The organism is Kitasatospora sp. NPDC008115 (assembly GCF_042957205.1).
In the GTDB taxonomy this organism is placed as follows: Bacteria; Actinomycetota; Actinomycetes; order Streptomycetales; family Streptomycetaceae; genus Kitasatospora.
Genome location: NZ_JBIBHU010000002.1, coordinates 398,637 through 415,726 on the forward strand (window position 1 = coordinate 398,637; position 17,090 = coordinate 415,726).

The 17,090-nt window shown below is 71.7% G+C and carries 17 protein-coding genes and 2 pseudogenes; 8 read left to right on the forward strand and 11 right to left on the reverse strand.

The window, feature by feature from the left end:
• Nucleotides 1–149: 149 nt before the first annotated feature.
• The 7 genes and pseudogenes from ACFZBX_RS04115 to ACFZBX_RS04145 form a co-directional block, all read right to left on the reverse strand.
• Nucleotides 150–387: pseudogene (locus ACFZBX_RS04115) on the reverse strand (IS5/IS1182 family transposase); the annotation flags it as partial.
• Between the two features lie 499 nt (nt 388–886).
• Nucleotides 887–1,525, reverse strand: a complete 639-nt coding sequence (locus tag ACFZBX_RS04120; RefSeq protein ID WP_391531391.1) for a hypothetical protein — start codon at nt 1,523–1,525, stop codon at nt 887–889.
• Between the two features lie 204 nt (nt 1,526–1,729).
• Nucleotides 1,730–2,476, reverse strand: a complete 747-nt coding sequence (locus ACFZBX_RS04125) for an SDR family oxidoreductase (protein WP_391531392.1) — start codon at nt 2,474–2,476, stop codon at nt 1,730–1,732.
• A 147-nt stretch (nt 2,477–2,623) separates the two neighbouring features.
• Nucleotides 2,624–3,520 carry an RNA polymerase sigma-70 factor gene (locus ACFZBX_RS04130; protein WP_391531393.1) on the reverse strand — a complete coding sequence of 299 codons (897 nt, stop codon included), beginning with the start codon at nt 3,518–3,520 and terminating at the stop codon, nt 2,624–2,626.
• Between the two features lie 84 nt (nt 3,521–3,604).
• Nucleotides 3,605–4,078, reverse strand: a complete 474-nt coding sequence (locus ACFZBX_RS04135) for a carboxymuconolactone decarboxylase family protein (RefSeq protein ID WP_391531394.1) — start codon at nt 4,076–4,078, stop codon at nt 3,605–3,607.
• A 102-nt stretch (nt 4,079–4,180) separates the two neighbouring features.
• Nucleotides 4,181–4,501 (reverse strand): VOC family protein, encoded by a 321-nt coding sequence (locus tag ACFZBX_RS04140; protein ID WP_391531395.1) that lies wholly within the window; start codon nt 4,499–4,501, stop codon nt 4,181–4,183.
• 38 nt (nt 4,502–4,539) lie between these two features.
• Nucleotides 4,540–4,635, reverse strand: a pseudogene (locus ACFZBX_RS04145) (VOC family protein); the annotation flags it as partial.
• A gap of 105 nt (nt 4,636–4,740) precedes the next feature.
• On the opposite strand from ACFZBX_RS04145, the gene ACFZBX_RS04150 reads away from it, so the two are divergent.
• Together ACFZBX_RS04150 and ACFZBX_RS04155 are read left to right on the forward strand one after the other, a co-directional pair.
• Entirely contained in the window at nt 4,741–5,124 is a 384-nt protein-coding gene (locus tag ACFZBX_RS04150) for a hypothetical protein (protein ID WP_391531396.1), read from the forward strand.
• Nucleotides 5,125–5,301: 177 nt separating this feature from the next.
• On the forward strand, nt 5,302–6,483 hold the full coding sequence (locus tag ACFZBX_RS04155; RefSeq protein WP_391531397.1) for a cytochrome P450: 1,182 nt from the start codon (nt 5,302–5,304) through the stop codon (nt 6,481–6,483).
• 7 nt (nt 6,484–6,490) lie between these two features.
• Here ACFZBX_RS04155 and ACFZBX_RS04160 read toward each other — a convergent pair whose 3' ends face one another.
• Complete coding sequence (locus tag ACFZBX_RS04160) at nt 6,491–7,483, reverse strand: LacI family DNA-binding transcriptional regulator (RefSeq protein WP_391531398.1); 993 nt, start codon at nt 7,481–7,483, stop codon at nt 6,491–6,493.
• A gap of 131 nt (nt 7,484–7,614) precedes the next feature.
• Here ACFZBX_RS04160 and ACFZBX_RS04165 point away from each other — a divergent pair, with 131 nt between their 5' ends.
• The 5 genes from ACFZBX_RS04165 (at nt 7,615) to ACFZBX_RS04185 (ending at nt 11,788) form a co-directional block, all read left to right on the forward strand.
• Complete coding sequence (locus ACFZBX_RS04165) at nt 7,615–8,535, forward strand: ribokinase (protein ID WP_391531399.1); 921 nt, start codon at nt 7,615–7,617, stop codon at nt 8,533–8,535.
• A gap of 42 nt (nt 8,536–8,577) precedes the next feature.
• Nucleotides 8,578–9,924 carry an NtaA/DmoA family FMN-dependent monooxygenase gene (locus tag ACFZBX_RS04170; RefSeq protein ID WP_391531400.1) on the forward strand — a complete coding sequence of 449 codons (1,347 nt, stop codon included), beginning with the start codon at nt 8,578–8,580 and terminating at the stop codon, nt 9,922–9,924.
• Nucleotides 9,925–9,946: 22 nt separating this feature from the next.
• Nucleotides 9,947–10,501 (forward strand): flavin reductase family protein, encoded by a 555-nt coding sequence (locus tag ACFZBX_RS04175; RefSeq protein ID WP_391531401.1) that lies wholly within the window; start codon nt 9,947–9,949, stop codon nt 10,499–10,501.
• Nucleotides 10,494–10,970, forward strand: a complete 477-nt coding sequence (locus ACFZBX_RS04180) for a riboflavin kinase (protein ID WP_391531402.1) — start codon at nt 10,494–10,496, stop codon at nt 10,968–10,970. The genes ACFZBX_RS04175 and ACFZBX_RS04180 overlap by 8 nt, the downstream gene beginning before the upstream one ends.
• A 113-nt stretch (nt 10,971–11,083) precedes the next feature.
• Complete coding sequence (locus ACFZBX_RS04185) at nt 11,084–11,788, forward strand: nicotinamide riboside transporter PnuC (RefSeq protein WP_391531403.1); 705 nt, start codon at nt 11,084–11,086, stop codon at nt 11,786–11,788.
• Between the two features lie 75 nt (nt 11,789–11,863).
• Here the strand turns inward: ACFZBX_RS04185 and ACFZBX_RS04190 are convergent, their stop codons facing one another.
• From ACFZBX_RS04190 to ACFZBX_RS04200, 3 genes are read right to left on the reverse strand one after another with little or no spacing between them, the layout of a single operon-like run.
• Nucleotides 11,864–12,595, reverse strand: coding sequence for a pyridoxamine 5'-phosphate oxidase family protein (locus ACFZBX_RS04190; protein WP_391531404.1), 732 nt, complete (start codon nt 12,593–12,595; stop codon nt 11,864–11,866).
• On the reverse strand, nt 12,592–14,004 hold the full coding sequence (locus ACFZBX_RS04195; RefSeq protein WP_391531405.1) for a hypothetical protein: 1,413 nt from the start codon (nt 14,002–14,004) through the stop codon (nt 12,592–12,594). The genes ACFZBX_RS04190 and ACFZBX_RS04195 overlap by 4 nt, the downstream gene beginning before the upstream one ends.
• 27 nt (nt 14,005–14,031) lie before the next feature.
• Nucleotides 14,032–15,237 (reverse strand): phosphatidylserine decarboxylase, encoded by a 1,206-nt coding sequence (locus tag ACFZBX_RS04200; protein WP_391531406.1) that lies wholly within the window; start codon nt 15,235–15,237, stop codon nt 14,032–14,034.
• Nucleotides 15,238–15,521: 284 nt separating this feature from the next.
• Between ACFZBX_RS04200 and ACFZBX_RS04205 the strand changes: the two genes are divergently transcribed.
• On the forward strand, nt 15,522–17,051 hold the full coding sequence (locus ACFZBX_RS04205; RefSeq protein ID WP_391531407.1) for an alpha/beta hydrolase: 1,530 nt from the start codon (nt 15,522–15,524) through the stop codon (nt 17,049–17,051).
• Nucleotides 17,052–17,090: the final 39 nt, after the last annotated feature.

Consider the following 17,090-nt stretch of genomic DNA (forward strand, 5'->3'; position numbering starts at 1 on the left):
GGTCTACACCAGGATGGTGATACCTCGTGAGCAGTGAGGACTGCGGTGTCCGCTGATGGGTGTACATGCAGGCGTAGGTATCCGCCGCGAGCAGGAGGTGATCCCCTAAGGCCTGTCTGACAAATGATCATCTGGTTGGTTCGCGGAGCCAGAGGATCAGGCGCCTGCGCGCGGCCCGGATCCTCCAGTTCGTCCCCGTCTGCGACCCCCTTCTGCTCTGCGGGCACCCGCAGCGTGCTGGTGGGCCCGGTCGACCGTGGAGTCGACCGCGACGGTTCACTCCACCCGGCCCACCGCGTCGTCGCGGACCTGGACGTGCTCCAGCGGCTTCGCCCACGTGCCGTCCGCCTCCCAGCGGGCGAACCGCTCGTAGACGGTCTGCCACGGCTGCTGAGTAGGCCGGGGCGCGGTACCGGGGTTGCTCCCGGCCCGTCTCCCCGGACCTCTCGCCGAACCCGCCGTGCGCCTCTCAACGCAACGGGCTCTCCACGGTTTCCGCTGGGCAACCTCGGTTCGCAGGTCGACGATGATGGGGCCACCCCCGCGCGCGGGGATGACTTCGTCGTCCTGCCCCGCTGCTGGGTCGTCGAGAGGTCGATTGCCCAGGTCGTGCACGCCGCCGACACGCCAGAGACTACGAACGACTCATCCGCACTCCGAGTCCTTGATCACCTGGGCTGCGATTACCCTCATGACCAGGCGTATCACCCGCCGAGCCTCGCGCCGGTCAGGGCAGCCCGCGTCCCGTGAAGCCCAGCGGGACTGATCGTTCTCACGGTCACCGCGGTGACCCTGGCCCGGAGCTCGCCGACCAGGTGCCGGCTGCCTGTCCACCCTCCCACGTCCGCTGGGAAGCCACTCACTTCTCCCCGGAGATGTTCTCCGATCAGGGCCAGTCCTCGGTCATGGGAAACATGTCGGCGAACGGACTGGGCTCGCCGGTCTGCGGGTCCAGGCCGGCCAGAAGCCGCCGGTGCTGCTCGCGCCAGCTGATGAAAGTGTCCGTCCGGTTCCAGAGTGACGCATCGCCGAGTGGGCAGGCATCGAACAGGCCCAGCATCATGCGGGTGATGAACTGGACCATGCCGCAGTCGAACAGCGCCCACGGCGACTCGTTCCACGAGTGGTGCCGCCGCCAGGCCACGACCGGCCACTTGTCCGGATCGGAGTCGTTCATGAGCCACGCCATCTCGTTGGCGTTCATGCCGGAGCCCCACGGCAGGACGGCATCCGCGCCGAGCGTCACGCCCGGGACACCTCCGTCCTCATTCCAGAGCCCGCGCAGGCCGACCGCCATGCCGCCGATGTGGCAGCCCTCCCAGCCGCGCACGTCACTCGGCGCCGGAGGCAGGATGACGAGCTCGCCGAGGTCGCCCACGCCGTAGGTGTCCAGCAGTGCCTTGTAGTCGCTGGGCAGCTTTGTCCCCAGCAACGCCTCGGCCGCAGCCCAGTCGATCCGCTCGCCGCCCGCGAGGTCTGCTGGTACAAGATCGAGTAATACGGCCAGGTCGGGATGAATGCCCACGGTGGATCCCCTTGAGGTCAGTGACCAGCCACCTTAACCACGTGGGCTGACACCCCATCTCCCGGCTACCAGGTCACCGCGACCCGCAGACCTGCCCGCCATGAGCGCCAGAACTGCGACGTCCGAACGCAAAGGGGTTTGAACACAGGCCCTGACCGGGGGGGCGGCCCGCACGCCGTACGGTGCGGGCCGCCCCGGAGCGGGTCAGCGCTGCTCCGCCAGCCAGTCGCCGAACCGCGCCCCGGCGAGTCGCGCACCGGGCCCGGGCAGCAGCGTGCGCTCCTCCAGCGTGGCGCCGAAGTAGCGGGCGCCGGGGTCCGTCACGACCGTGCGCGGGTCGTCCGTCCCGGCCAGCGCCGTGCGGACCAGTTCGTCCAGCCCGAAGACCTCGGGCCCGGCCACCTCCACCACGCCGTTGACGGGCGCACCGACGGCCGTACGGGCCACGGCGGCGGCCACGTCGTCGGAGCGCACCGGCTGGATCCTCGCGGCGGACAGCCGCACGGTGTCCCCGTCGGTGGCCGAGGCCGCGATGCCCTTGGCGAACTCGAAGAACTGGGTGGCGTGGACGATCGAGTAGGGCAGCCCGGACGCCTTGATCAGCTCCTCCTGCGCCTGCTTGGCGCGGAAGTAGCCGCTCTCCTGGAGCCGCTCGGTGCCGACCACCGACAGCGCCACGTGGTGGGTCACCCCGGCGTCCGCCCCGGCCTTCAGCAGGTTGGCGGTGGAGGTGCGGAAGAACTCCAGGACGGCGTCGTCCTCGAACGAGGGGGAGTTCGACACGTCGACCACCACCGAGGCGCCCTCCAGGACCTCGGCCAGGCCCTGGCCGGTCAGTGTGTCGACCCCGGTGCCGGGGGCGGCCGGCACCGCCTCGTGGCCCTGCTCCTTGAGCGCGGCGACCAGCTTCGAGCCGATGAGTCCGGTGCCACCGATCACGACGATCTTCATGAGGGGGTCCTCTCTGTGATTCTTCCGGTTCCCGCGGGCGGCCCGGCCGGCCCTGGACGTGCGCCGGCCGGCCCCGCCCGCACCAGTAGGACAGTGCGGCCCCCGGATCTGTGACAACGACCCCGGGTGAACCGGGTGGTATCGGGCTCAGCCGTCCAGCGAGGCCACGAAGGGCGCCAGCCTGGCCGGGTTCATCACCCACATGATCCGTTCGATCCCCTCGGCGGAGACGTCCAGGCAGAGCAGGGCCGTCGCGGCGCCGCCGGCGCGGACGAGCACGGCCGGCAGCCCGTTGGCCTCCACCCACCGCAGCTCCGTCCCCGGCCAGAAGCGCGGCGCGAAGGCCGCCAGGTACCTGGCCACGACGGGGCGGCCGGTGACCGGGACCCGGGAGGCGCCGCGGACGCCCCCGCCGTCGGAGTAGCTGATGACGTCCGCCGCGAGCAGCTTCTCCAGCACCGCGAGGTCGCCGGTGCGCGCGGCGCCGACGAACACCTCCAGGAGCCGACGGTGCTCGGCGCGGTCCACGCGCGCCCGGCGCGCGGCGGCCAGGTGCCTGCGCGCCCGGCTCACCAGCTGGCGGGCGTTGGCCTCGCTGGTCTCCACGATCTCCGCGATCCGCCCGTACGGGTAGTCGAAGGCCTCCCGGAGCACGTACGCCGCCCGCTCCACCGGATTGAGCCGCTCCAGGAGCAGCAGCACGGCCAGCTCGACCGCCTCGGCGCGCTCGGCCCCCAGTTGCGGGTCCGCCCGGGTGTCGACGGGGTCGGGGAGCCACGGCCCGACGTACGACTCCCGCCGCACCCGGGCCGACTGGGCGACGTTGATGGCCAGCCGGGTGGTGACGGTGGCCAGGAACGCCGCCGGGTCGTGGACGCCGGCGTGGTCGGTGTTCCGCCACCGCAGCCAGGTCTCCTGGACGATGTCCTCGGCCTCCGCCGTACTGCCGAGGATCCGGTACACGATCCCGAACAGCTGCGGCCGGACGGCGAGGAAGTCCCGGGTCGCCGGGTCGGGCGGGTCGGCGTCTGCGGCGCTCTGCATGGGTCGGTTTCCTCCACTGGGTGCGGCGGGGGAGGCCGGCCACGGTCCGGGCGGGACCGCGGCCGGCCGGCTTCCCTCCCGGGCTCAGCCGAACTGGCCGGGCCGGTACGCCCCGGCGGGCTGCCGGTTGATGACGTTGATCCGGTTGTAGGCGTTGATCACGGCGATGAGCGAGATCAGCGCTGCCAGTTGGTCCTCGTCGTAGTGTTTGGCGGCGTTCTCCCAGGCCTCGTCGGTGACACCGCCGGCGGCGTCCGCGATCCGGGTGCCCTGCTCCGCCAGCTCCAGCGCGGCGCGCTCGGCGTCGGTGAAGACGGTGGCCTCCCGCCAGGTCGCCACCAGGTGCAGCCGCTGGGCGCTCTCGCCCGCGTGCGCGGCGTCCTTGGTGTGCATGTCGGTGCAGAAGCCGCAGCCGTTGATCTGGCTCGCGCGGATCTTCACCAGCTCCTGCGTCGCGTGCGGCAGCCCCGCGTCGGACAGCACCTTGCCGGCCGAGTTGATGTGGCGCAGGACCTTGGCCCCGACACCGTTGCCGAAGTAGTCGAGACGGGCGTCCATGGTGTGCTCCTCGTGTGGTCGGGATTCACCTTTTTGACCGGACCGGACGGCGGAATGTGACACCGCTCCACTGTGACGTGGGTCACGCCAGGGACAGGCGTTCTAGACGACGCAGAACTCGTTTCCCTCGGGGTCCTGGAGGACGACGGCGTAGTACTCCATGTCCGGCTCGTCCATGACCCTCAGCACGGTGGCACCGGCGCCGGTCAGCCGCTCGACGGTCCCGGTCACCCGCCGGGTGCGGACCGCCAACGGGACCTCGCGACCCCCACCCACCTTCAGGTCGAGGTGCACCCGGTTCTTGGCGGACTTCGGCTCGGGGACCCGCTGGAACCACACCCGCGGCCCCCGCCCCGCCGGATCGACGATCGACTCCGGCGTCTCCCCGGCCCCCTCCGGCAGTTCCTCGGCGGGCACCCCCATGTCCGCCCAGTACTCCCGCCAGGTGGCGTGGCCGCCCGGCGGGGCTCCGGCACGTACCCCAGCGCCTCCGCCCAGAAGTCCACCAGCCTCCCCGGGTCGGCGCAGTCGATCACCAGCTGCAGCGTCATCTCCATACCCGGAGGATGCCATCCGGGTCCGACGACGTGTCACAACCCGCTCGCCTGTCCGGTCTTCCGGTCGTACGGCTGAACCGTCCGTCCATGTCCGGAGGAGGACACATGCACCCCCGTTTGAAGACCACCCTGGCCGCGCTCGCGGTCTCGACCGCCGCGCTGACCATGTCGGCCACCGCGAGTGGAACGGCCAGGGCGGCCGACGGTCCGTCCACGGCCGCGGCCGCGATGTACGTCTGCCTGCACGCGGACTTCGGCGACTGCGGCATGGTCCCGGTCACCGTCCCGGACGCGGGCAAGCACACCTGGTGGGGCTCCCGCTGGCAGGACTCGATCTCCTCCCTCCAGAACATCACCACCGCGCGGATGTGCTTCTGGGAGCACAACGACTACAAGGGCCGGTACTTCGTCCTGGAGAGCGGCTACTCGGTGACCAACCTCGGCGGCACCGTGTTCAACGACGCGATCTCCTCCTGGAAGCCCTGCTAGCGGCGGCCGCGCCGGATCAAGGGCCGGTCCGGCACTCCCGACGCGGAGTGCCGGACCGGCCCGCCGCGCTGGGTCCGCCACGACGGCGGGCCGCGCGACGGCACGAGGCCCGCGCGACGGCGCGAGGCCCACGCAACGGCCCACGACACGATCCCGACGACGGAGACGGAGGAATCCGTGCAGACGATTCCCACCAGCGACCTTGACCTCTTCACCGACCGCGCCCTGAGCGACCCCTACCCGCTCCACCGCGAACTGCGCGACCTCGGCCCGGTCGTCGAACTCACCGCGCACGGCGTGTACGCCCTCGCCCGCTACCGCCAGGTGCGCGAGGCGGCCGCCGACTGGCGGGCCTTCTCCTCCGCCCAGGGCGTCATGATGAACGACCGGATCAACTCCGCCCTGCAAGGGATCACCCTGTGCAGCGACCCGCCCGAGCACACCCGGATGCGCCAGGTGCTGGGGCGGCCGCTGCGCCCGGAGCGGCTGCGCGAGCTGGTGCCCCGGATCGAGCGCGAGGCGCGGCACCTGGTCGGCCGTCTCGTGGGGCAGGGATCGTTCGACGCCACCACGGAGCTGGCCCGGCACCTGCCGCTCACCGTCGTCTCGGAGCTCGTCGGCCTCGGCGACGCCGGCCGCGCGCACATGCTGGAGTGGGCGAACGCCACCTTCGACGCCCAGGGCCCGATGAACCGGCGGACCGTCGAGGCCTTCCCCAAGCTCGACGAGATGGTCGCCTTCGCGCTGCGCGAGGCCCGGCCCGGCACCCTCGACCCGGCCGGCTGGGCCGCCGAGCTGTACACGGCGGCCGAACGCGGCGACCTTCCGGTGGAGCAGTGCCCGTTCATGGTGATCGACTACATCGCGCCCAGCCTGGACACGACGATCTACGCCATCTCCAGCGCCGTCCACCTGTTCGCCACGCACCCCGAGCAGTGGGCCGTCCTGCGCGCCGACCCCTCGCTGCTCCCGCACGCCGTCAACGAGGTGCTGCGCCTGGAGTCCCCGATACAGCGCTTCACCCGCGTCGTCACCGAGGACCACGAGATCGAGGGGTGCACCCTGCCCGCGGGCTCGCGCGTCATGCTCCTCTACGGGGCGGCCAACCGCGACGGGCGCAAGTACCCCGACCCCGACCGCTTCGACGTGCGCCGGCGCCCCTCGGACCACCTGGCCTTCGGCCGGGGGGAGCACGCCTGCCCGGGCCTGGGCCTGGCCCGGATCGAGATGCAGGCCGTCCTGGCGGCCCTGCTGCCCCTGGTCGGCCGCTTCGAACTCCTCGCCGCGGCGCCCGTGCTCAACAACGTCCTGCGCGGCTGGGCGAGTTGCCGGGTCCGGGTGCACCCGGCGAAGGATTGACGCCGGATCAGGAAGCGGTGTCCGTCGAGGCGCGGACGACGAGCTGGGGCTGGAAGCGCTCGACCCGCTCGGTCCGTTCGCGGCTCGGCGCCTGAAGCAGGGTCAGCGCGCGTTCGGCCATCGCGGAGAGCGGGTGGCGGATGGAGGTGATGGGGGGGTCGAAGAGCTCGAGTATCTCGGTGTCGTCGAAGCCGGTGACGGCGATCTTCCCGGGCACGGCGACCGATGAGCGGTGCAGCGTGCTCACCAGCCCGACGGCGAGCACGTCCGCTCCGCAGACGACCGCGTCGATCCGGTCGCGCTGTTCGACGATGCGCCGCCCCGCCGTGCGGCCCGCGTCGGTGGTGAAGTTGGGCAGCAGGACGGTGGTGGCGCCGTCGCCCTGGACCTCGGTGAAGGCGGCGAGCCGTTCCGCGCCCGAGGAGGAGGCCTGGTCCGCGGCGACCAGCGCGATCCGGTGACGGCCCGTCTGTTCCAGGTGCTCGACGAGGAGTCGGACGGCGGCCGCGTTGTCGAGGGTGACCGCCACGGTGCCGGAGCCCTCGGCCCACCGGTCGAACAGGACGACGGGGCGGCGCGCGGCGGCGTTGCGGATGGCCGGCCCCGACTCGCTGGCGGAGACGGGGACGACGAACAGGCCGTCGACCCGCCCGCTGAGCAGCGTGTCGATCTGCTCGGCCTCGATCGCGGGGTCGTTCGCCGCGTCGGAGACCATCAGCGTGCCGCCGGCCGCCCGGACGTGCTGGGCGATGGCGTCGGCGAGCTGGACGAAGTACGGGTTGGCGAGCGTGGGGACGACCACGCCGACCGTGCCGGTGGTGCCGGTGCGCAGGGCCCGGGCCGAGTGGTTGGCCTGGTAGCCGAGCCGCTGCGCGGCCTCCTCGACCCGGCGGGCGAGCTCGGGGTCGACGTTGCGCGGTGTTCCGGCGAGTACCCGTGAGGCCGTCGCGCGGGAGACGCCGGCGGCCTCGGCCACGTCGAGGAGTCGGGGCGCTGTCACGTGGGTGTCCTTCGGATGGGTGGGCGGTGGAGGGGCCACGACATCGGGGCGGTCTTTTCATGAGGAGGCTACTTGACGGTTGGGGGGTGCTGGTACAGCATGTCGGAAATCGATCTCCCAAAGGAGCGTCAATGCCGTCCATCACCGTCGTCGGTTCGGTGAACCGCGACCTCGTGCTGAGCGTCGAGGGCCTGCCGCACCCCGGCGAGACCGTGCTCGCGCGGCACTTCGCCGAGGGGGCTGGCGGCAAGGGCGCCAACCAGGCGGTCGCCGCGGCGCGCCTCGGATCCCGGGTGCGCCTGGTGGCCAGGGTCGGCACGGACGCGGCCGGCCTGCTGGCCGCGCTCGCCGCCGAGGGCGTGGACGTCACCGAGGTGCGGACGGACGAGCGGCACCCGACCGGACTCGCCGCGGTGGTCGTCGACGGCGCGGGCGAGAACACCATCGTCGTGAACCCGGGGGCCAACGCCGCCCTCGGCGCCGAGGACCTGCCCGCAAGGCTGGTCCGCTCACCCGGCGAGGTCGTCCTCGTGCAGAACGAGATCGCCCCCGGCGTGGTCGACCTGGCGGTCCTGCGCACCCGCGAGCAGGGCGGGACCGTGGTGTTCAACCCCGCGCCGGCCCGCCCGGTCGCACCGGGCGTGCTGGCGGCGGTCGACGTCCTGGTCCCCAACCTCGGCGAACTCGCCTCCCTGCTCGGCGCCGACCGTCCCGCCGGACTGCCCGAGGCGCGGGAACTGCTGGAGCACGCCGTGCTCCCGTGCCGGGCCGTCGTGGTCACCCTCGGGGCCGACGGCGCGCTGCTCAAGGAGTCGCACGGCCCAGGCGTCCTGCACGTCCCCGCGCCACGCGTGGACGCGGTGGACACCGTGGGCGCCGGCGACACCTTCTGCGGCGCCCTCGCGGACTCCCTCGGCCGCGGCGCCGCCCTGCCGGCCGCCGTCGAACGCGCGGTGCGCGCCGCCTCGCACGCCGTCACCGGCCTCGGCGCCCAGTCCTCCATGCCCTACGCGGCCCAGCTCGACACCACCTCCCTCCCCTCCGCCCCCTGACACCCCCCACGGGCCCCTCACCAGCACAACGGAGAACCACCCATGAAGAACCTCAAGATCGGCCTGTTCGAGAACGCCCAGACCAACGCGAGCGGCACCGCCACCTGGCGCCACCCCGACAGCCGGCGGCACCTCTTCGACACCCTCGGGTACTGGCGCGAGCTCGCCACGATCTGCGAGGACGCCAAGCTGGACTTCCTCTTCCTGGCCGACGCCTGGGGCTGGTCGGAGATCGACGGCACCCGCCCGCCGATCGCCACCGAGGAGACCCTCGACCTGCCGCGGCTCGACCCGGTCGTCGTGGCGTCCGCGCTGCTGTCGACGACCACGAACCTGGGCCTGGTGATGACCGGCTCCGTCCTGGTCGAGCCGCCGTACGCCTTCGCCCGCCGGATGGCCACCCTCGACCAGCTCTCCGGCGGCCGGATCGGCTGGAACATCGTGACGACGGGCACCGCCGACACCGCGGTCAAGGCCTTCGGCATGGAGATGGTGGCGCACGACGACCGCTACCGGATGGCCGAGGACTTCCTCGACCTCGTCTACAAGTACTGGGAGGGCGCCTGGGAGCCGGACGCCCTGGAGAAGGACAAGGAGGGCCGCTTCGCCGACCCCGCCAAGGTCCACCTGGTGAACCACGAGGGTCCGTTCTTCCGCTCGCAGGGCTACGGCAACACCGCGCGCTCCCCGCAGGGCACCCCGGTGCTCTTCCAGGCCGGGGCCTCGCCGGCCGGCCGCCGGGTCGGCGGACGGCACGGCGAGTGCATGTTCGTCGGCAGCGGCTCCGTCCAGCAGCTCGCCGGGCACACCGCCTCCATCCGCGAGGAGGCGGTCAAGGCCGGCCGCCGGGCCGACGAGGTCAAGGTGATGTCGGCGTTCTCCTGTGTCGTCGGCGCCTCCGCCTCCGACGCCGAGCGTCGCTACCAGCGGATCCTGGACGCCCAGCGGCCCGAGGTCACGGTCGCCAGCTACGCCATGTTCACCGGGCTCGACCTCTCCTCCTACGCGCCGGACACCCCCATGACGGAGCTGTCCACCGAAATGTCGCAGACCCAGGTGGCCCGCTTCGCCGGCAAGACCGTCGGCGACGTGCTCGCCGACTGGCACACCCACGGCGTCGGCGCGCGCCCGGTCGTCGGCACCGCCGAGGAGATCGCCGACGAGATCTGCGCCCTCGCCGAGGGCGCCGACCTCGACGGGTTCCTGCTCTCCCCGGCGGTCCAGCCGGCCTCGACCACCGAGTTCGTCGAGTCGGTGCTGCCGATCCTGCGCAAGCGCGGGGTCTTCCGCGGCGAGTACACGGAGGGCGAGAGCCTGCGCGAGCGGCTCACCGGGGCGGACGACCGCGCGCTGCCGGCCAGCCACCCGGCGGCGCGGTACCGGCACTGAGAACAGCACCCGCGAGGAGAGGATGACGATGACCATGGCCACCCTTGCCCCCGAACCGGCCGGGACGTCCACGCCGGCGGAGCCGGCGCAGCTGGCGCAGCTGGACGCGGCGACCCTGCGACAGGCGTTCGGGGCCTACCCGACCGGTGTGGTCGCGATCAGCGCGCTGCGCGCGGACGAGCCGGTCGGCTTCGCGGCGAGCTCCTTCGTCTCGATCTCGCTCCAGCCCCCGATGGTCGCCGTCAGCGTCGCCCGCACCTCCACCACCTGGCCGCGCCTGGCGGAGGCCCCCGTCCTGGGACTGAGCGTGCTCAGCCACGGCCAGGGCGCGCTCTGCCGGCGGCTGGCCTCCCGCGAGGCCAGGCGTTTCGACGGCGTCGACTGGTCGGCGACGCCCGAGGGCGCCGTCCTCATCGAGGACGCCGCACTGTGGCTGACGGCCAGGGTGGGTGCGACCTACGACGGCGGCGACCACGAGATCGTGCTCCTGGAACTGCTGAGCGTCGAACTCTTCGACGGCGTGGAGCCGCTGGTCTTCCACACCAGTCAGTTCCGCGAGTTGTCGCCCCATGCCTGAGACCCCCGGGCCCGGCACCCCGGCCGCCCGCCCGCACCTCACCGGCACGGTGGTGCACGGCGCCGGCCGGGGCCACGGGCTCGGGTTCCCCACCGCCAACATCGCGGCCGGCCCGGACTCCCCGGTCCCGCCGGCCGCGGTGTACAGCGGCTGGGTGGTCCGCCACCGCACCGGCGCCGTCCACCCGGCGACGATCAGCGTCGGATCGAACCCGACCTTCTGCGACACCGCCGAGGTCCACGTCGAGGCGTACTGCCACGACCTGGCGGAGGACGTCTACGGCGAACCGGTCACCGTGTGGTTCGCCGAACGGCTCCGCGACACTGTGAAGTTCCCCTCTCCCGACGCCCTGGTGCGCGCCGTGCGGGAGGACGTCCGGCGCTCCGAGGCCGTCCTCGCCTCGGACCACGGGCGGCGCGTGCGCGACGACGCGCTCGCCGCGCACCGCAGCACCATCACCGCTCCCTGAGGCTCCCCGCACGGTCCTGCCCCCACCGCCGTGCTCCGCGCCTCGCCCCCGGCCCGGTCCCGGGCCGCAGCTCACACCCAGGATTGTTCCCCCAGCAAACAAAGGTGTAGGTCATGAGCGCTCTCGAGTGGCTGAACAACCAGTTCAGCTTCTTCGGCATCCCCGTCTACTGGTCCGACTTCCTCGGCAACATCCTGGCGCTCGCGACCGTCTGGCTCGCCCTGCGCCGCTCGCTGGTCGCCTGGCCCGTCCAGATCCTCGGGTCGGTCCTGCTGCTGATCGCCAGCCTCAACGTCCACCTCGGCGGCAACGCCGCCCGGCAGGTCGTGATCATAGTCTCGGCCTCCTGGGGCTGGGCCACCTGGCGGCGCAGCCGGCAGCAGGAGGGCACCATCAACGTCCGCTGGGCGTCCTGGCAGGAGCGCGCGGTCCTGATCGCCGTCATGGCCGTCGGCACCTTCGCGTTCGCCGCGGTGCTCAAGGCGAACGACGCCTCGTTCTACCCCGGCGCCCCCTGGTGGATGGTCCTCGCGGACGCCTGGATCTTCGTCGGCTCGATCCTGGCGATGTACACCCAGGCCCGCCGCTACGTGGAGTTCTGGTTCGTCTGGCTGGCCGTCGACCTGGTCGGCGTGCCGCTCGCGATCCACTCCGAGCTGTACTTCTCCGGCATCGTCTACGCGATCTTCTTCGTCATGGTCCTCATCGGGATCCGCGACTGGGCCTCGCGCAGCAAGGGCCAGGAGATCGCCTCCCCGCTGGAGCCCGCCGTGGTCGTGGAGGGACGCGGCGACACCAGCCCGGCCACCCGGTCGTAACCCGGCCGAAGCGGCACGGTGACGGCCACGTCCTGCGAGCGACCCTCCCGGGCTCGCAGGACGTGGCGTCGGCGGCTACCCGCCCCTGCGGACGAGCCGCTGGACGGAGTCGGGCGGGTCGGCGCCCACGTCCTTGACGTGCGAATCGGGGACGGCCGGCCCGTAGACCTGGCGGATCGGGAGCAGGCCGCCCCAGGCGTTGCCGTGGTCCCAGTCCAGGTCGTACTGCTTCTCGTGCTCCGGTTCGAGGGCACGGTGCCGTTTGACCCGCACCGTCGCGTTCTCCGTGAGGCTGATGGCGAGAACCCCGACGGTCGGGGTGTCTTCCCCGTTCGAGTCCAGTTCGCCGCCCTTGCCGTCCTTGATCGGGCGGAGTTCGGGCCAGCGGCCCGGGATGACGTGGTTGCTCAGTGCCTCGAACGCCTTCGCCCGGTCCGCCGGATCGACCTTCTTCGCGACACCGTCCACCACCACGGAACGGTAGTTGAGGGAGGTGCTGATCGCCGCCCGCCCGACGAGCAGGTCGTCGAGGAGGGTGACGGCCAGACAGACGGAGACTCCACCGTCGGTCCACAGCTGTCGCAGCGAGGGCTTCAGCTTCATCTTCGGCGGCCAGTAGATGGAGCCGTGCAGATAGATGAGCTTCTCGTCGCCCACCTCGTGGTACGCGTAGACCATGGGCACGCACCGCGGCCCGCCCGTCTCGGGGTCGACGTGGGCGAGGGTGCAGACGTAGCCCTCCCCGAGGATCGCCGCGGCCGCCGTCAGGTCGTCGATCTCCCTCGTCCTCTTGAAGTGCCGGTTCATCCCGACTCCCTGTCGGCGTCCGCCTTGGCCTTGTCGAGGATGCCCTGGACCACGCCCGTCGGGTCCTGGCCGTGGAAGGGGCGGTGGAAGAGCCAGTTGTAGAGCATCTCCCGGGAGACCTGCGGCTGGTAGTAGGGCACCTCGTGCCCGGAGTCGGGCACGGCGACCTGGGTGACGTTCCTCAGGGCGCGGACGAAGCCCTTCGGGTTCCCCTGCGCCTGCTTCCAGATCAGCCGCTTGGCGTTGCCCCAGCCGTCCTTCATGATCTCGGCGAGGATCTCCTCGGTGCTCTGGTAGCCGCAGGCGGTGTCGAAGTCCCCGGTGTAGAGCAGGACCTGGTAGTTCTCCTCCGCGTGGATGAGGTCGGCGTACAGCGGTGAGGCGTCCGCCATGATGTCGGCCTTCAGCGCTTCGGCCACCGGCCCCGCGTTGTCCGCGAACTCCCACGAGTGGTGGGCGTGCAGGGCCTCCTTGACGGCATCGGTGTTGAGGTAGGCGGGCAGCGAGCCCCAGGACAGGTCGTTCCAGCGCCGCACGTCGTAGACGTCGAAGTCGCCCCCGAAGGCCAGCACGGCGTTGATCACGCCGTTGCCGAGGTCGGTGGCCTTCTTCAGGTGGCCGGCGTGGAGGACCTCCAGGAAGTCGGCGTAGGCGAAGTCCAGGACGGCCTTCTGATTCAGGCCGAGGAACCCGGACGCGTAGGCGTAGTCGATCATGACGCGGATCGAGAGCTCCGGTTTGATCCAGCCGTTGCCCACGGCGATCCCGCGCAGGTTGAGGTGCGTCCCGGCGCCGACGGCGTTCTGCTCGTGGATCCTCTTGGCGATGTACGGCACGTACTTGCCCGCGTAGCTCTCGCCGCAGACGTACAGGGGACACGCCAGGTACTCCGGGTAGGTGTCGAAGAACCGCTGGAGCGCCAGCCAGAACATCCGGCTGAGGGTCTCCTCGTCCTCGACGTACACGTCCTTGGTGTCGCAGTAGCTGTACCCGGCGCCGATGGGCTGGTCCCAGTAGAGGACGTGGGCCTCCTGGTTCCAGCTGTCGGGGCTGACCGAGACGGACCCGGCGGCGTCGTCACCGACGCGCAGCGGGCCGTTCTCCAGGAACAGCCCCGCGAGCGAGGAGGCGCCGGGCCCGCCGTTGAGCCAGATCAGCAGGGGCGTCTGCTCGATCAGCTCCTTCTGCTTGTCGGCGTCGAGGTTGGGGTCGCAGGTCTGGCTCTCGAAGAACCAGTAGAACAAGTGGCTCCTCGTCGGCCCCGGGCCGTCGACGTCCGCGTACCCGGCGTAGGTCCGGGCGGTCTTCGGGAGCCCTTCCTCGTCCTTCTTGTCGGGATCGGGGAAGAAGTGGATCTTCTGCGTGCCGGAGGCGTTCGCCGGGATCGAGTACACCGGTTGACGGGGCATGGGTCACCTTCCGTGACGGGCTGGAGGTCAGGACGTCGGCGTGACGCGCCCGGGCAGCGGGCGGACGTAGCGCTCGAAGTGCTTCTCGGTGTGCGCGACCTCCTGGAGGACCCCGATGCGCTGGCCCAGGAGCAGTTGGAGCGCGGGGAACCGGCCCGCCTCGAACAGGAGGATGTTCAAGGAACCGCCGTACTGGAAGTAGCCGATCTCGTCGCCCTTCTTCACCGCGACCGGGGTCGACTCCTTCGTGATCCTGCGGAACGGGTCGCGGAACCTCACCGAGCCGATCGAGTTCAGGCCGACGGGCACCAGGCCGACGTATCCTTCGCCGTCCGGGTTCCCGTTGTGGTCCAGGTAGGGCGTCTTGATGATGACGTATCCGCGGCGGAAGTCCTCGAACAGGCTGTAGTCGTACCCGTAGCCGACGTTCCCCTTGTTGAGCAGGTCGGGGAAGTCCCGGATCCCGTAGTAGACGCCGCCGACGTCGTCGCGGGACTCGACCACCTCGCCGCCGACCGGGGCGTGGTAGCGGTGGTAGGTGTCGGGCATGAGGATGCACGACACGGCCGTGCCGCCGATGAAGTTCTCGGCGTACTCGGAGCCGTCGAGCAGCCTGCCGACACTCATGGTCACGGCCGCCTTGATCGGGAGCGGAGTGTCGGGCGCCAGATTGTCGACGATCATATTGATGATGCAGTCGGTCGGGGCGGTCACGACGCTGGGGTCGTCCGGGTAGTCGATCGGCCGGACGTTGGGCTTCAGTTCCCTGATGAAGAACTTGTTGAGGGTGGACCAGTCCCCTTCCTTGAAGTCGGCCATCCGCTTCGGGCCGAGTTCGTCGATCCACTGCTGGACCAGCTTCTCGGAATCGGTGGAGTCCATCTGCCGGCCCTGCAGTTGCGTGAAGTCGGCCAGCATGTCGCGCCCTGATTCGCTGGTCACGAACGCGAGACCCGCGGCGTTCTCGTAGCTGATCCAGCTGAATCTGCGGATGTATTTCAGGCCGTCGGAGATGGGCTGCTTCCAGCCCCAGTCGTACCATTCGACGAAGAATTCAGCCAGATCCTTTCCGGTCGCTTCCCGCCAGTCCTTGTAGACGTCATCGTTCGGGAACACCGTGGGCGGCGTCAAACCCCTGATCGCCGCGTCGAACTTGCGCCTGAAATCACTCTGCTCGTCGTAGTAGAGCTTCTCGACCTTCTCCTTGAATTCCTTGATGTTCTGCGAGGCCATGTCGTGCGTCCTTTCGTGCGGTGGGATCCCCTCCGGGTGCTGATACACCCTCACCAAGTACGTCCCGATCCACGGGGCAGCGCGCCCGCAGCTAGGCCGTTCGTCTAGAAACCACCTCCGCCTGGCGGTACGCCGCGTGTCGTTCCCGGCCGCGGGTGGTCCTGAAGTCGGAGCGGGGGAGGGGCACTTCGGCGGGGGAGCCCGGTACCGGCGGCGGATGCGTCCGGTCGGCCGGGTCCCTAGCGTCGCCCCGACGGCCCGCCGAAGCACCCGAGGGGAACACCGTGATCCGCGCCGCCAAGTCGGCCGCCGCCCTGGCGGCGCTGGCTTTGACCGTCCTCGCCGCGCCGGCCGCCGAGGCCGCCGCCGACCCGCTCGCCGCGCTGCGCGCCCAGCAGCCGCTCTGGCACTCCTGCGCGACCGGCCCGGACGACGCCGCGGGAGCCGACCTCGACGCCGCCGGCGCCCGCTGCACCGAGGTCACCGTCCCCCTGGACTACCGCGATCCCGGTGGGCGGACGATCGGCGTCGCCCTCTCCCGGCTGCCCGCCACCGACCCCGCGCACCGCCTCGGCACCCTGTTCTACAACCCGGGCGGCCCCGGCGTCCCCGCCCGCCACCTCGCCCTCGCCCTGCGGCAGGCCGCCCCCGCGCTGGGCGCCCGCTACGACATCGTCGGCATGGACCCGCGCTTCGTCGGCGCCGGCACCCCGCTCGACTGCGGCTGGCCCACGGCAGGACCCGGCTCGGCCGGACCCGACCGGCTGACCTTCGACCGGGCCGCCGAGGTCGCCAAGGACCTCGCGGGCCGCTGCGCGCCGTACCGCGACCTGCTTCCCCACGCCTCCACCCGCAACACCGCCCGGGACATGGACCTGGTGCGTTCCGTCCTCGGCGAGCCGAGGATCGCCTATCTCGGCTCCTCCTACGGCAGCTACCTCGGCGAGGTCTACCTCCAACTGTTCCCCGGCCGGGTCGGGCGGGCGGTGTTCGACGCCGCCATGGACCCGGACCGCTTCGGCCCCGACCTCACCGCCACCCAGGGCCCCGCGATGGGCGCCGCGCTCACCGCCTGGGCCTCCTGGGCGGCTCGCCACGACGACCGCCACCACCTGGGCGTGACGACCGCCGAGGTGCTGGCCTCCGTCGAACGGGTGCGGCTGGCCGCCGGGCGCGGACCGCTGACGGTCGGTTCGCACCGGGTCGACGGCCGGGTGCTGCCGCAGGTGCTGTGGACGGTGTCGGCCGGCGACGACGGTGGCGCCTACGAGGAGTTCTCCGCCCTGGTGCGGGTCCTGGCCGACGCGGCGGAGGGCCGGCCGGCCCGGCCGACGGCGCTGCTGGAGGCGGTGCTGACCGGCCTGGCGGCGCCCGACACCGGCGGCTACGCCGCGGTGCAGACGGCGATCATGTGCGCGGACCGCGCCGCCTCGCGCGACCCGCTCGGCTACTACCGCGACATCCAGGCCCACCGCGCCGACGAGCCGCTGTTCGGCCCGCTCACCCGCAACCTCACCCCGTGCACCTACTGGCCCGCCGATCCCGCCGAACCCCCCACCCGGGTGCGCAACGCCGTCCCGGTCCTGCTCGTCGGCGCCGACGGCGACCCGGCCGCCACCTACCCCGGCCAGCTCTCCGCCCACCGCGCCCTGGCCGCCTCCCGCCTGGTCACCCTGCGCGGCGCCTTCCGCCACACGGTCTACGCGGGCCTGTTCGCCCCGCGCGACACCTGCGTGGACGCCGCGGTGGACCGCTACCTCCTCGACGGCGTCCTCCCCGCGCAGGACTACGACTGCCCGGCCGCCCGCTCGTAGCCACGGACCCGCACCGGTGTTCGGCACTCTCCGGACGAC

Bases quoted from the DNA above. Each gene is read 5' to 3' on its own strand.
- ACFZBX_RS04125 (WP_391531392.1), bottom strand. From the start codon at position 2,476: ATGAAGATCGTCGTGATCGGTGGCACCGGACTCATCGGCTCGAAGCTG.
- ACFZBX_RS04130 (WP_391531393.1), bottom strand. From the start codon at position 3,520: ATGCAGAGCGCCGCAGACGCCGACCCGCCCGACCCGGCGACCCGGGAC.
- ACFZBX_RS04135 (WP_391531394.1), bottom strand. From the start codon at position 4,078: ATGGACGCCCGTCTCGACTACTTCGGCAACGGTGTCGGGGCCAAGGTC.
- ACFZBX_RS04140 (WP_391531395.1), bottom strand. From the start codon at position 4,501: ATGGGGGTGCCCGCCGAGGAACTGCCGGAGGGGGCCGGGGAGACGCCG.
- ACFZBX_RS04150 (WP_391531396.1), top strand. From the start codon at position 4,741: ATGCACCCCCGTTTGAAGACCACCCTGGCCGCGCTCGCGGTCTCGACC.
- ACFZBX_RS04165 (WP_391531399.1), top strand. From the start codon at position 7,615: ATGCCGTCCATCACCGTCGTCGGTTCGGTGAACCGCGACCTCGTGCTG.
- ACFZBX_RS04170 (WP_391531400.1), top strand. From the start codon at position 8,578: ATGAAGAACCTCAAGATCGGCCTGTTCGAGAACGCCCAGACCAACGCG.
- ACFZBX_RS04175 (WP_391531401.1), top strand. From the start codon at position 9,947: ATGACGATGACCATGGCCACCCTTGCCCCCGAACCGGCCGGGACGTCC.
- ACFZBX_RS04180 (WP_391531402.1), top strand. From the start codon at position 10,494: ATGCCTGAGACCCCCGGGCCCGGCACCCCGGCCGCCCGCCCGCACCTC.
- ACFZBX_RS04185 (WP_391531403.1), top strand. From the start codon at position 11,084: ATGAGCGCTCTCGAGTGGCTGAACAACCAGTTCAGCTTCTTCGGCATC.
- ACFZBX_RS04190 (WP_391531404.1), bottom strand. From the start codon at position 12,595: ATGAACCGGCACTTCAAGAGGACGAGGGAGATCGACGACCTGACGGCG.
- ACFZBX_RS04195 (WP_391531405.1), bottom strand. From the start codon at position 14,004: ATGCCCCGTCAACCGGTGTACTCGATCCCGGCGAACGCCTCCGGCACG.
- ACFZBX_RS04200 (WP_391531406.1), bottom strand. From the start codon at position 15,237: ATGGCCTCGCAGAACATCAAGGAATTCAAGGAGAAGGTCGAGAAGCTC.